The sequence below is a fragment of the Caballeronia sp. LZ024 genome, from assembly GCF_031451455.1.
GTDB classification, from domain to species: domain Bacteria; phylum Pseudomonadota; class Gammaproteobacteria; order Burkholderiales; family Burkholderiaceae; genus Caballeronia; species Caballeronia telluris.
Genome location: NZ_JARUXL010000001.1, coordinates 1,935,733 through 1,948,954, shown reverse-complemented (window position 1 = coordinate 1,948,954; position 13,222 = coordinate 1,935,733). Strand labels below are relative to the sequence as shown.

Below are 13,222 nucleotides of genomic sequence, written 5' to 3'. Positions count from 1 at the left end.
ACAATAAGGGAAACCATCATGGCCAAGAAACGTACCTCACCGAATCGCAACGTGCAGATCGCGGACCAGATCCAGCGCGATCTGTCCGAATTGATGCGCGAGGTGAAGGACCCGCGCGTCGGAATGGTAACGATCCAGAGCGTCGAACTGACGCCGGACTACGCGCATGCGAAGGTCTATTTCACGACGCTCACGGGCGATCCGCAGCAGACGCAGGACGGCCTCAACCACGCGGCCGGGCACTTGCATAACCTTTTGTTCAAGCGTCTGCACATCCACACGGTTCCGACGCTGCATTTCCACTACGACCAGACGATTGAACGCGCGGTCGAAATGTCGAAGCTGATCGACGAAGCCAACGCCACGCGCGCGAAGGACGACGAGGAAGGTGCCTGACCGATGAAGGGTTCGAATGGTCCGGCGCGGCCGAAGATCCCGCGCCGCGCGCTCGATGGCGTGTTGCTGCTCGACAAGCCGCTCGGCCTGTCGAGCAACGATGCGCTGATTCGCGCGAAGCGTCTCTATCTGGCGAAGAAGGCGGGGCACACGGGCACGCTCGATCCACTCGCGACGGGTCTTCTGCCGCTCTGCTTCGGCGAGGCGACGAAGTTTTCGCAGGATCTGCTCGAAGCCGACAAGAGTTACGAGGCGACGATGCGCCTCGGCATCCGCACGACGACGGGCGACGCGGAAGGCGAAGCGCTCGACACGCGCGAGGTGACGTGCGACGAAGCGGCGGTGTCGGCTTCGATGGTGCAGTTTCGTGGCGAAATCACGCAAATTCCGCCGATGTATTCGGCGCTCAAACGCGACGGTAAGCCGCTTTACGAATACGCGCGCGCCGGGCAGACGGTGGAACGCGAGGGCCGTCAGGTGACGATCCACACGCTCGAACTGCTTGCCTGTGCGCTGCCGATGGTGACGTTTCGCGTCACGTGCAGCAAGGGCACCTACGTGCGCACGCTGGCGGAGGATATCGGCGAGACGCTCGGCTGCGGCGCGCATCTCGTGGCGCTGCGGCGCACCGGCGTCGGCGCGCTGACGCTCGAACACGCGGTGACGCTCGACGCGTTGTCGGATGCGGAGCAAGCCGAGCGTGATCGCTGGCTGCAGCCGGTCGATGCGCTGCTCTCGACGTTTCCCTCGGTCCATCTCGATGCCGATGCAGCGCGGCGCTTTCTGCACGGCCAGCGGTTGAAGCTGTCGGAAGTGTCGGCCGGACTGCTCGAAGGCGGCCGCGTGCGCGTCTACGCGGACGAGGGTGCAAGGCTGCTCGGCGTCGCGAAGGCGGGCGAGGGCGTGCTGGCGCCCGAGCGGCTGGTGGTCAGTTCGGCGTCGAGCTGATCGCGTAAAAAAGCCCGGAGCAAGTCCGGGCTTTTTCACATCTGCGGGAAGCGAAGCGGTTTCAATGCGCCGCCGAAGCCGCCGCCGCCGAATCCCCGCCGCCAGCCCGCTCGGGCTTGGTGATCCAGATCAGCGCGATCAGCGCGACGAAAATCCCCGCCGACAGATAGAACAGATCGTTGACGCCCAGTTGCGCGGCCTGCTGCGTCGCCATGCTGTTGTAGAGCCCATAGGCCTGCGACTGATTCAGCCCCGCCGCGCCCATCATCTGCCCGACGGAACTGGCGAACGTCGGGTTATACGCGTTCGCTTGCTCGACCAGTTGCGCGTGATGCACGATCGACCGATGTTCCCACGCCGTCGAAAAAATCGACGTGCCGATGCCGCCGCACATGATCCGCACGAAGTTCGACAGACCCGACGCCGCCGGAATCCGGTGCCCCGGCAGCCCCGACAGCGTGATCGACACGAGCGGGATGAAGAACCCGGCCATGCCGATGCCCTGAATCAGCGTCGGCATCATCAGCGAGAAAGTGTCGACGCCCGTCGTGTAGCGCGAGCGCATCCAGAAGCACAGCGCGAACACGAGGAACGCGGCCGTCGCGATCTTGCGTGGATCGGTACGCGGCAGGAATTTGCCCGTCACCGGCGAGAGCAGAATCGCGAACACGCCGACCGGCGCCATCACGAGCCCGGCGTCGGTGGCCGTGTAGCCGATGTCGGTTTGCAGCCAAAGCGGCAACAGCACGAGATTGCCGAAGTAGAGGCCATAGCCGATCGACAGCGCGATCGTCCCGCCCGTGAAATTGCGCAGCTTGAAGAGCGACAGATCGACCACCGGATGCTCCGCCGTCAGCTCCCACACGATGAAGAACGCCAGCGCGATCACCGCGATCAGCGTCAGCACGACGATCGTCGTGGAATTGAACCAGTCGAGGTCCTTGCCCTTGTCGAGCATGATCTGCAGCGAGCCGACCCAGATCACGAGCAGCGCGAGACCCACCGTGTCGATCGGCGCCTTGCGGATCACGGAATCGCGGTCGCGGAAGATCGCGAACGTCGCGAGCGCGGCCGCGATTCCAACCGGAATGTTCACATAGAAGATCCACGGCCACGAGATGTTGTCCGAGATCCAGCCGCCGAGAATCGGGCCCGCGACAGGCGCGATCAGCGTGGTCATCGACCACATCGACAACGCGATCGGCGCCTTCGAGCGCGGATAGCTCGCGAGCAGGAGCGTCTGCGAAAGCGGGATCATCGGACCCGCGACGGCGCCCTGGAACACGCGCGCGGCGAGCAGGAACGGCAGCGTCGGCGCGAGCCCGCAGAGCCACGACGCGATCACGAACAGCACGATCGACGTGAGAAAGAGCCGGACCTGTCCGAAGCGCTGCGTGAGCCAGCCGGTGAGCGGCACCGAAATGGCGTTGGCGACCGCGAAGGACGTGATGACCCACGTGCCCTGGTCGGAAGCCACGCCGAGATCGCCCGAGATCGACGGAATCGAGACGTTCGCGATCGACGTGTCGAGGACGTTCATGAACACCGCGAGCGACACCGCGATCGTGCCGATCACGAGTTTCGCGCCTTCGAGCGGCGGATGAACGACGTTTTGCTGAGACATGTAACGGAGCCTTGTGCGGGTTGCTTACATCGTCGAAGCCTGAGCCGGCTTCGACGGGCGGGCAGCCGAAGCCGCCGCGCCCTGCGCGCCGTGTCCCGCGCCCGCGTTTTCCTGGATGATGCGGGCGATTTCCGCATCGGCCTGATCGCCGTACTTGTCGAAGACGTTCGTCTGGTAGACCGTGTTCGGCGCGGTGCCCAACTGGCCGCCTTCCTCGCTCTTGATGGTCACGTCGGCGGTCATCGAGAGGCCGATGCGCAGCGGGTGCTGTTCAAGTTCCTTCGGATCGAGCGCGATGCGCACCGGCAGGCGCTGCACGACCTTGATCCAGTTGCCGGTCGCATTTTGCGCGGGCAAGAGCGAGAACGCGGAGCCGGTGCCGGCCGAGAAGCCGATCACCTTGCCGTGATAGACGACGCTCGAACCGTACAGGTCGGCGGTCAGTTCCACCGGCTGGCCGATGCGCATGTGCTTCAGCTGCACTTCCTTGAAGTTCGCGTCGACCCAGACGGCGTTGAGCGGCACGATCGCCATCAGCGGATTGCCCGGCGACACGCGCTGGCCGACCTGCACCGAGCGCTTCGCGACGTAGCCCGTGACGGGCGCCGGCAGCGTGTTGCGTGCGTAGTTGATGTACGAATCGCGAACCTTCGAGGCGGCGGCGAGCACGTTCGGGTGGCTCGCGATCGTCGTGTTCGACGTGAGCGAGCGGTTCGACGCGAGTTCCTGCTGGGCGGCGTCGAGCGCGGCCTGCGCGCCGCGCACGGCGTCGCGGGCGTGCGAGATTTCTTCCTGCGACACGGCGCCCGTTTGCGCGACGGTCATGCGGCGACGCAGGTCGTCCTGCGCGCGTGACAGATCCGACTTGCGCAGCGCGACTTGCGCTTCGTACTGGTTGTCGTTGACGAAGAGCGTGCGGACCTGGCGCACCGTCTGCGCGAGATTCGCCTCGGCCTGATCGAGCGCGACCTTGGAATCGGCCGGATCGAGCGAGACGAGCGGGTCGCCGACCTTGACGGTCTGCGTGTCGTCGGCGTTGACCGAGACGACCGTGCCGACGACTTGCGGCGTGATCTGCACGACGTTGCCGTTCACGTAGGCGTCGTCGGTCGCTTCATGGAAGCGCGCGACGAGGAAGTAGTACAGCCCGTACGCGACGGCCGCGATGATGATGACGAGCACGATCAGCGTCATCAGCGTGCGGCGTTTCGTGTTGTTCGTCTTCGGCGCCGGTGCGGCGGCGGTTTGTTGAGGGTCGCTCATGGATGGCTCCGTTCTTGATCTGTTCGGTGTTGCAATGTCTTTGGTCTGCCGCTGGTTTACTTGGCCGGCGCGGCGTTCGCCGTCTGCGTCTGGCCGCTGCCGTCGATGGCGAGATTCGTGCTCGTCGCGTCGAACCCGCCGCCGAGCGCCTTGATGAGGCCGATCTGCAGATCGCGGCGGCGCATCTTCAGATTCGTGACGGTCTGCTCGTTCGCGAGCCGGTTTTCGTCGGCGGAAAGCACCTGCAATTGCGGCGACAGACCCGCCTTGTAGCGGATCACGGCGAGATCGTAGGCGTGCGTCGCGGCATCGAGCGCGCGTTCGGCGTCGCCCATCTGGCGATCGAGCGAGCGGATCGACGCCACCTGCGTCGCGACGTCGTTCAGCGCGTTGATGAGCGTCTGATTGTAGTTCGCGATGTCGAGGTCGAAATCGGCGTAGCGGCCTTTCAGCTGCGAGCGCAGGTAGCCGGCGTCGAAGATCGGCAGGTGGATGGCCGGGCCCGCCTGGATCTGGCGGCTGCCGGCGGTCAGGAATTTGCTCCAGCCGAACGCATCGAAGCCGAACGCGGCCGCGAGATTGATGTCCGGGAAGAACTCGGCCTTCGCTTCCTTCACGTTTTGCGTGGCGGCTTCGACCTGCCAGCGCGCGGCGACGATGTCCGGACGGCGCGACACGAGGTCGGCGGGCACGTTGTCCGGCAGCGCGACTCCGGCCTGCGGGTTCACGACCGGCTTCGCGATTTGCAGCCCGCGATCCGGCCCCTTGCCGAGCAGCGCGCCGAGCTGGTAGCGCACGGTCGTGATCTGGCCGTCGAGTTCGGTCAGGTTCGACTGGCTCGTCGCGATATTGCCTTCTGCCGTGCGGCGCTCGACGTTCGTGTCGAGACCCGCGGTGACCCGCCCATTCGTGATCCGTCCGACGTTGTCGCGGTTGGCGATCTCGCGCTGGGCGACGTCGCGCAGCGCGTAGAGCAGCGCGAGCTGGTTATAGGTGCGCGCGACCGACGCGGCGAGCGTCACGCGTGCTTGCTGCATGTCGGCCTCGGCGGCTTTTTCCTGCGACACCGCCATGTTCAGGCGCGCGCGGTTCTTGCCCCACAGGTCGAGCTCCCACGTCGCGCTGACGAGCGCGTTGTTCTCGCTGAACCACGTGCCGCCGTAGGGCGGCGGGAAGAGGGCGTTGCCCGAATACAGTTCGCGGGTCCACGAATACTGGCCGGTCACCTTTGGATAGAGGCTCGAGCGCGAACTCTCTATATAAGACGACGCCTTACCGATGCGCGCCTGCGCCTGCGCGATCGACGGGTTGCCGGCGAGCGCCTCGTCGATCAGTTGCGGCAGTTGCGGATCGCCGAACTGCGTCGCCCAGTCGAGCGACGGCCACTGGCCGCCCTGCGCGGGCAGGCTCTGGGTGCTTTCGAGCGTTTCGGGCGCGGTGATCTGCTTGTCGCTGCTGATGCCGGCGTAGTTCGCGCAGCCCGCAAGCGCGAGCACGGCGACCGCCACGGCGAGCGCGCCGCGCGAAGCGCGGGGCGCGAAGACATGTTTTATCGCTCGATTCATACGGTTTGACGGATGGTGGACATTGCAATCAATTTCTTTCAGATTCATGACGAAAGTTGGTTGTCAGCGCAATGGTGAGGCGGCGGGTTTGTCGGCGGCGGCGCTCGCGAGCGCGACGCAACTCGGATCGCAGGAATTGGCGAGAATGCGTCGCAGCAGGCTCTTCAGGAAGCCGACTTCCTCGGGCGAAAAGCCCATCAGAAGCTTGTCGAGCACGCGCGAAAAGATCGCGGGAATCTTCTCCGCGAGCGCGAAACCTTCGGGCGTGAGCGCGAGCCGGACCACCCGGCGGTCCTCGTCGCTGCGCACCCGCGAGAGCAGGCCGCGCTTTTCCAGCCGGTCGATGAGCCGCGTGACGGCGCTCGCGTCGATGCCGTATTCGCGGGCAAGATCGGCCGCCGTCAGGCTTTTTCCTGCGGCCAGCATGAATACCATGCTCGCCTGCGTGCTGGTGATGCCGAGTTCGGCGGACGTGTGCTGGTTGACCATGTTCCACATCGTCGAGCGGACCCGGCTGACCAGGTAGCCGACGCTTTCGCCAAGCTGATACTCGCCGATGGGTGACGGAGAAGTGGGCGCGTCGCTCATGGATTCTCATGCGGTTGCAATAGTTGACTAGGCAGGATTATAGGTGCGGTCCTTTGACGCGGCAAGCAGTTTATGAGAACGCTTAAAAGTGGGTAATGGCCCGCGGGTCGAGCTTTTTCGCGATGAATGGCGACTCGCATACACGGTTTACATTCGGGGTTATGTCCTATTGTCAAAAGCGTTCGAGGGCAGACATATCTGCGTGCTATAATTTTGGGTTCCCATTGCGCCAATGATCGATTCAGACGACGAGCGATTCAGACCTCGAGCTGCCGATCCGGGCTGTTCAGCCGATCACTATCAAGAGAGATCGGCCCAAACATGAGCAGGCTCGCACCACGGCGCCCAACTGCAGATATCCTATGACTCGCGCCCTTCGCAACATCGCCATCATTGCCCACGTCGACCACGGCAAGACCACGCTCGTCGACCAACTGCTTCGCCAGTCGGGCACGTTCCGAGACAACGAGAAAATCGCCGAGCGCGTCATGGACTCGAACGACATCGAAAAGGAACGTGGCATCACGATTCTTGCGAAGAATTGCGCGGTCGAATACGAAGGCACGCACATCAACATCGTCGACACGCCCGGACACGCGGACTTCGGCGGCGAAGTGGAGCGTGTGCTGTCGATGGTCGACTCGGTGCTCCTGCTCGTCGACGCCGTCGAAGGCCCGATGCCGCAAACGCGCTTCGTCACGAAGAAGGCGCTCGCGTTGGGTCTCAAGCCGATCGTCGTGATCAACAAGGTGGATCGTCCGGGCGCGCGTATCGACTGGGTGATCAACCAGACCTTCGATCTCTTCGACAAGCTCGGCGCCACCGAAGAACAGCTCGACTTCCCGATCGTGTACGCGTCGGGTCTGAATGGCTACGCCGGCCTCGACCCCGAAGTGCGCGAAGGCAACATGCGCCCGCTCTTCGAAGCCATTCTGGAGCACGTGCCGGTCCGCCCGGCCGATCCCGACGCGCCGCTGCAACTGCAAATCACCTCGCTCGACTATTCGACCTATGTCGGCCGGATCGGCGTGGGCCGCGTCGCGCGCGGACGCATCAAGCCCGGCATGGCGGTCGCCGTGCGCTCGGGTCCGGACGGCGCGATCATCAACCGCAAGATCAACCAGGTGCTGTCGTTCCGCGGCCTGGAGCGCGTGCAGGTGGAAGAAGCGCAGGCGGGCGACATCGTGCTGATCAACGGTATCGACGAAATCGGCATCGGCGTTACGATTTGCGCGCCGGAAGCGCCCGAAGCGCTGCCGATGATCACGGTTGACGAACCGACGCTCACGATGAACTTCCTCGTGAACTCGTCGCCGCTCGCGGGCCGCGAAGGCAAGTTCGTGACGAGCCGGCAGATCCGCGACCGTCTGATGAAGGAGCTGAATCACAACGTCGCGCTGCGCGTGAAGGAAACCGGCGACGAAACCACGTTCGAAGTGGCCGGCCGGGGCGAACTGCACCTGACGATTCTCGTCGAGAACATGCGCCGCGAAGGCTATGAACTCGCGGTGTCGCGTCCGCGTGTGGTGATGCAGGAAATCGACGGCGTGAAGCACGAGCCGTACGAAAACCTGACCGTCGACATGGAAGACGGCCACCAAGGCGGCGTGATGGAAGAACTGGGCCGCCGCAAGGGCGAAATGCTCGACATGGCGTCGGATGGCCGTGGCCGCACGCGTCTCGAATATAAGATTTCGGCGCGCGGGCTGATCGGCTTCCAGAGCGAATTCCTGACGCTCACGCGTGGCACGGGCCTGATGAGCCACACGTTCGACTCGTATGCGCCCGTCAAGGACGGCGCGGTCGGCGAGCGCCGCAACGGCGTGCTGATTTCGCAGGACGACGGCGCGGCTGTCGCTTATGCGCTGTGGAAGCTGCAGGATCGCGGCCGCATGTTCGTGTCGCCGGGCGATGCGCTCTATGAAGGCATGATTATCGGCATTCACAGCCGCGACAACGACCTCGTCGTGAACCCGATCAAGGGTAAGCAATTGACGAATGTGCGCTCGTCGGGCACCGACGAAGCCGTGCGCCTCGTGCCGCCGATCCAGATGTCGCTGGAATACGCGGTCGAGTTCATCGACGACGACGAACTCGTCGAAGTGACGCCGCAGTCGATTCGTCTGCGCAAGCGCCATCTGAAGGAACACGAGCGCCGCCGCGCGAGCCGCGAAGGCGCTGTCGACTAAGTTCCACGCTTGATATATCACGAGCGAAAGCCGCCTTCGGGCGGCTTTTTCTTTTTCTGGTCGAGGTTGCGCTCATTGTTCCGCGCGATGCAAAAGGCACTTGCTTTATGCGCTGAACGGCCCCAGATGCCCGTTGTGACGAGCCGCCGGGCTGCGACCATCGGCTATATCGACTATGTGTTCTGTGCTATGCTAGTCGGATATGTTGCCGATTTTTAGGTCCTTCCAAGCAGACTTGATTCGCGCAATCCGCTAAACGGTCAGGCCGTGTCGCGGAAGGTTTCTTAACCCGCTATTTCTCGAGAAACTCGAAGAAAGGTGAGCGTAAAAATGATGAAGCAATTCCAGTCGAACTCTTATCTGTTCGGCGGCAATGCTCCGTACGTCGAAGAGTTGTACGAAGCTTATCTGGATAATCCCGCGTCCGTTCCGGACACCTGGCGTGATTATTTCGACGCGTTGCAGAACGTGCCCGCCTCCGACGGCACGGCCCACAACGACGTGGCCCACGGCCCGATCGTCGAATCGTTTGCCCAGCGCGCGAAGGCCAATGCCTTCATCCCGCGCGAAGCTGCAGGCGACCTCGCCACCGCGCGCAAACAAGTCTATGTTCAATCGCTGATCGGCGCGTACCGGTTCCTCGGCTCGCAATGGGCGAATCTCGATCCGCTCAAGCGCCGCGAACGTCCGCATATCCCCGAGCTTGAACCTGCGTTCTACGACTTCACCGAAGCCGACATGGACCAGACGTTCCATGCCCAGAACCTGTACTTCGGCTTCGAACAGGCGTCGCTGCGCGAAATCGTCAAGGCGCTGCGCGACACGTACTGCGGCACGATCGGCGCCGAGTTCATGTACATCAGCGATCCGGAACAGAAGCGCTGGTGGAAGGAAAAGCTCGAATCGATCCGTTCGACGCCGAATTTTTCGCCCGAAAAGAAGAAGCACATTCTGAACCGCCTGACGGCCTCCGAAGGCCTCGAGCGCTTCCTGCACACCAAGTACGTCGGCCAGAAGCGCTTCTCGCTGGAAGGCGGCGAGAGCTTCATCGCGTCGATGGACGAAGTCGTGCGTCATGCGGGCAAGAACGGCGTGCAGGAAATCGTGATCGGTATGGCGCACCGCGGGCGTCTGAACGTCCTCGTGAACACGCTCGGCAAGATGCCGGCCGACCTGTTCGCCGAATTCGAAGGCAAGCACGTCGACGACCTGCCGGCCGGCGACGTGAAGTACCACAAGGGCTTCTCGTCGGATGTGTCGACGGACGGCGGCCCGGTTCACCTGTCGCTCGCGTTCAACCCGTCGCACCTCGAAATCGTCAATCCGGTGGTCGAAGGGTCGGCGAAGGCGCGCATGGACCGTCGCGGCGACGAAAACGGCATGCAGGTGCTGCCGGTGCAGATTCACGGCGACGCGGCCTTCGCGGGCCAGGGCGTCGTGATGGAAACGCTAAACCTCGCGCAGACGCGCGGTTACGGCACGCACGGCACGCTGCATATCGTCATCAACAACCAGATCGGCTTTACGACGTCGGACCCGCGCGACTCGCGCTCGACGCTGTATTGCTCGGACGTGGTCAAGATGATCGAGGCGCCGGTGCTGCACGTGAACGGTGACGATCCCGAAGCGGTCGTGCTCGCCACGCAGCTCGCCATCGACTTCCGGATGCAGTTCCACAAGGATGTCGTGATCGACATCATCTGCTTCCGCAAGCTCGGCCACAACGAGCAGGACACGCCGGCCGTCACGCAGCCGCTGATGTACAAGACCATCGCGAAGCACCCGGGCACCCGCGCGCTGTACGCGGAAAAGCTCGTGCAGCAGGGCGTGATCACGGCTGAAGACGCCGACAACTACGTCAAGGCGTACCGTCAGGCGATGGACGAAGGCCATCACACCATCGACCCGGTGCTCTCGAACTACAAGAGCAAGTACGCGGTGGACTGGGTGCCGTTTTTGAACCGCAAGTGGACCGACGCCGCCGATACGGCCGTGCCGCTCGCGGAACTTAAGCGCCTTGCCGATCGCATCACGACCATTCCTGAGAACTTCAAGCTGCATCCGCTCGTCGAGCGCGTGATCAACGATCGCCGTGCGATGGGCCGTGGCGAATCGAAGCTCGACTGGGGCATGGGCGAGCATCTGGCGTTCGCGTCGCTGGTCGCATCGGGCTACGCCGTGCGTCTGACGGGCCAGGACTCGGGCCGCGGCACGTTCACGCACCGCCACGCCGTGCTGCACGATCAGAACCGCGAGCGCTGGAACGACGGCACGTACATCCCGCTGCAGAACATCGCCGAAGGTCAGGCGAAGTTTTCGGTGATCGACTCGGTGCTGTCCGAAGAAGCGGTGCTCGGCTTCGAGTACGGCTATTCGACGGCCGAACCGAACACGTTCGTCGCGTGGGAAGCGCAGTTCGGCGACTTCGTGAACGGCGCCCAAGTGGTGATCGACCAGTTCATCTCGTCGGGTGAAGTGAAGTGGGGCCGCGTCTCCGGTCTCACGATGCTCCTGCCGCACGGCTACGAAGGGCAGGGTCCGGAGCATTCGTCGGCGCGTATCGAGCGTTTCCTGCAACTGTGCGCGGATCACAACATGCAAGTGGTCCAGCCGACCACGCCGGCGCAGATGTTCCACCTGCTGCGCCGCCAGATGATCCGTTTGTTCAGGAAGCCGCTCATCATCGCGACGCCGAAGTCGCTCCTGCGTCACAAGGAAGCGGTGTCGGACCTGTCGGAGCTGGCGAAGGGTTCGTTCCAGCCGGTGATCGGCGAAGTCGATGAAACCATCGAGCCGAAGAAGGTCAAGCGCGTCGTGGTCTGCTCGGGCCGCGTGTACTACGACCTGCTCGCGCATCGTCGCGAAGCGAAGTCGAACGACGTTGCCATCGTGCGTATCGAGCAACTCTATCCGTTCGCGCACAAGCAGTTCGACTCGGAACTGAAGAAGTACGAAAACGCGGCCGAAGTGGTCTGGGTGCAGGACGAGCCGCAGAATCAGGGCGCCTGGTTCTACATCGAGCACCACCTGCGCGATGGCATGAAGGAAGGTCAGAAGCTGGCATACAGCGGACGTCCGGCTTCGGCATCGCCGGCTGTCGGCTACTACGCGAAGCACTACGAGCAGCAGAAGGCGCTGATCGAAGGTGCGTTCGGCCGCCTGAAGGGCGCGCAGACGATCGCGAAGTAAAGGCGCAAAGAACCGGACGAGCCTGACGCAGGCGAATCCGGTTCTCCCGTATGGCCGTGTCGCGGCGCTCGCAACCGTTCGATGCGCGCACCGGCCGCCGGGTTCGTACTCACAAGACACGTATTAGGACAATTCAGAATGGCTATTGTAGAAGTCAAGGTTCCCCAGCTCTCCGAATCGGTTTCGGAAGCCACGATGCTGCAGTGGAAGAAGAAGCCCGGCGAAGCCGTCGCGCAAGACGAAATCCTTATCGAAATCGAAACCGACAAGGTCGTGCTGGAAGTGCCCGCACCGTCCGCCGGCGTGCTCGCGCAAGTCATCAAGCATGACGGCGACATCGTGACCGCCGACGAACTCATCGCCAAGATCGACACGGAAGCGAAAGCGGGCGAAGCGCCTGCCGCCGTCGCCGCAGCGGGCGACGCCGAAGTGAAGCCGGCCCCAGTGGCGGCCGAAGCGGCCGCGCCCGCAGCGCAAGCCGCGCAGGCAACCGGTTCGAGCGGCACGGCATCGCCGGCCGCGAACAAGATCCTCGCGGAGAAGGGCGTCTCGGCCGACCAGGTCGCGGGCTCGGGCCGCGACGGCCGCGTGACCAAGGGCGACGCGCTCGCCGCTCCGCTGGGCGCGCCCGGCGCGTCGGCACCGGCTGCGAAGGCCGCGCCGGCTCCGGCCGCGCGCCCCGCCAAGCCGTCCCTGCCGGACGTGAAGGCGCCGGCCTCCGCCGACCAGTGGACCAAGGACCGCCCGGAACAGCGCGTGCCGATGTCGCGTCTGCGCGCGCGCATCGCCGAGCGTCTGCTCGAATCGCAGCAGACCAACGCCATCCTGACGACGTTCAACGAAGTCAACATGGCGCCGGTCATGGACCTGCGCAACAAGTACAAGGACCGCTTCGAGAAGGAACACGGCGTGAAGCTCGGCTTCATGTCGTTCTTCGTGAAGGCCGCCGTCCACGCGCTGAAGAAGTTCCCGCTCGTGAACGCGTCGATCGACGGTAACGAGATCGTCTATCACGGCTACTTCGACATCGGTATCGCGGTCGGTTCGCCGCGCGGCCTGGTGGTGCCGATCCTGCGCAACGCCGACCAGATGAGCCTCGCCGACATCGAAAAGAAGATCGCCGAATTCGGCCAGAAGGCGAAGGACGGCAAGCTCTCCATCGACGAAATGACGGGCGGCACGTTCTCCATCTCGAACGGCGGCGTGTTCGGCTCGATGCTCTCGACGCCGATCATCAACCCGCCGCAGTCCGCGATTCTCGGTGTGCACGCAACGAAGGAGCGCGCTGTCGTCGAGAACGGCCAGATCGTAATCCGTCCGATGAACTATCTGGCGCTGTCTTACGACCACCGGATCATCGACGGCCGCGAAGCCGTGCTGTCACTCGTCGCGATGAAGGACGCGCTGGAAGATCCGGCCCGCCTGCTGCTCGATCTGTAAGAAACATTCAAGGACGCACG

Annotated in this window: 9 protein-coding genes; 5 read left to right on the top strand and 4 right to left on the bottom strand. The window is 63.7% G+C overall.

Features of this window, described 5'->3' with window-relative positions; translation table 11 throughout:
- Positions 1 to 18: 18 nt before the first annotated feature.
- Together rbfA and truB are read left to right on the top strand one after the other, a co-directional pair.
- Entirely contained in the window at positions 19 to 396 is a 378-nt protein-coding gene (gene rbfA, locus QCE48_RS08960) for a 30S ribosome-binding factor RbfA (protein WP_062637490.1), read from the top strand.
- 3 nt (positions 397 to 399) lie between these two features.
- Complete coding sequence (gene truB / locus QCE48_RS08955; RefSeq protein ID WP_309785126.1) at positions 400 to 1,344, top strand: tRNA pseudouridine(55) synthase TruB; 945 nt, start codon at positions 400 to 402, stop codon at positions 1,342 to 1,344.
- A gap of 61 nt (positions 1,345 to 1,405) precedes the next feature.
- Here truB and QCE48_RS08950 read toward each other — a convergent pair whose 3' ends face one another.
- From QCE48_RS08950 to QCE48_RS08935, 4 genes are all read right to left on the bottom strand, one after another.
- A complete protein-coding gene (locus QCE48_RS08950; RefSeq protein ID WP_309785127.1) occupies positions 1,406 to 2,968 on the bottom strand; it encodes a DHA2 family efflux MFS transporter permease subunit in 1,563 nt (520 codons plus the stop codon).
- Between the two features lie 24 nt (positions 2,969 to 2,992).
- Positions 2,993 to 4,231, bottom strand: a complete 1,239-nt coding sequence (locus QCE48_RS08945; RefSeq protein ID WP_309785128.1) for an efflux RND transporter periplasmic adaptor subunit — start codon at positions 4,229 to 4,231, stop codon at positions 2,993 to 2,995.
- 56 nt (positions 4,232 to 4,287) lie between these two features.
- Entirely contained in the window at positions 4,288 to 5,796 is a 1,509-nt protein-coding gene (locus QCE48_RS08940; RefSeq protein ID WP_309785129.1) for an efflux transporter outer membrane subunit, read from the bottom strand.
- Positions 5,797 to 5,859: 63 nt separating this feature from the next.
- On the bottom strand, positions 5,860 to 6,384 hold the full coding sequence (locus QCE48_RS08935; protein ID WP_309785131.1) for a MarR family transcriptional regulator: 525 nt from the start codon (positions 6,382 to 6,384) through the stop codon (positions 5,860 to 5,862).
- A 362-nt stretch (positions 6,385 to 6,746) separates the two neighbouring features.
- Here QCE48_RS08935 and typA point away from each other — a divergent pair, with 362 nt between their 5' ends.
- From typA to odhB, 3 genes are all read left to right on the top strand, one after another.
- Positions 6,747 to 8,573, top strand: a complete 1,827-nt coding sequence (gene typA / locus QCE48_RS08930; RefSeq protein ID WP_309785132.1) for a translational GTPase TypA — start codon at positions 6,747 to 6,749, stop codon at positions 8,571 to 8,573.
- A gap of 330 nt (positions 8,574 to 8,903) precedes the next feature.
- On the top strand, positions 8,904 to 11,762 hold the full coding sequence (locus QCE48_RS08925) for a 2-oxoglutarate dehydrogenase E1 component (protein ID WP_309785133.1): 2,859 nt from the start codon (positions 8,904 to 8,906) through the stop codon (positions 11,760 to 11,762).
- 138 nt (positions 11,763 to 11,900) lie between these two features.
- Entirely contained in the window at positions 11,901 to 13,202 is a 1,302-nt protein-coding gene (gene odhB, locus QCE48_RS08920) for a 2-oxoglutarate dehydrogenase complex dihydrolipoyllysine-residue succinyltransferase (RefSeq protein ID WP_309785134.1), read from the top strand.
- Positions 13,203 to 13,222: the final 20 nt, after the last annotated feature.

What these genes read in the sequence shown, in the direction of transcription:
- rbfA (WP_062637490.1), top strand. Translation starts at nt 19, where the DNA reads ATGGCCAAGAAACGTACCTCACCGAATCGCAACGTGCAGATCGCGGAC.
- truB (WP_309785126.1), top strand. Translation starts at nt 400, where the DNA reads ATGAAGGGTTCGAATGGTCCGGCGCGGCCGAAGATCCCGCGCCGCGCG.
- QCE48_RS08950 (WP_309785127.1), bottom strand. Translation starts at nt 2,968, where the DNA reads ATGTCTCAGCAAAACGTCGTTCATCCGCCGCTCGAAGGCGCGAAACTC.
- QCE48_RS08945 (WP_309785128.1), bottom strand. Translation starts at nt 4,231, where the DNA reads ATGAGCGACCCTCAACAAACCGCCGCCGCACCGGCGCCGAAGACGAAC.
- QCE48_RS08940 (WP_309785129.1), bottom strand. Translation starts at nt 5,796, where the DNA reads ATGAATCGAGCGATAAAACATGTCTTCGCGCCCCGCGCTTCGCGCGGC.
- QCE48_RS08935 (WP_309785131.1), bottom strand. Translation starts at nt 6,384, where the DNA reads ATGAGCGACGCGCCCACTTCTCCGTCACCCATCGGCGAGTATCAGCTT.
- typA (WP_309785132.1), top strand. Translation starts at nt 6,747, where the DNA reads ATGACTCGCGCCCTTCGCAACATCGCCATCATTGCCCACGTCGACCAC.
- QCE48_RS08925 (WP_309785133.1), top strand. Translation starts at nt 8,904, where the DNA reads ATGATGAAGCAATTCCAGTCGAACTCTTATCTGTTCGGCGGCAATGCT.
- odhB (WP_309785134.1), top strand. Translation starts at nt 11,901, where the DNA reads ATGGCTATTGTAGAAGTCAAGGTTCCCCAGCTCTCCGAATCGGTTTCG.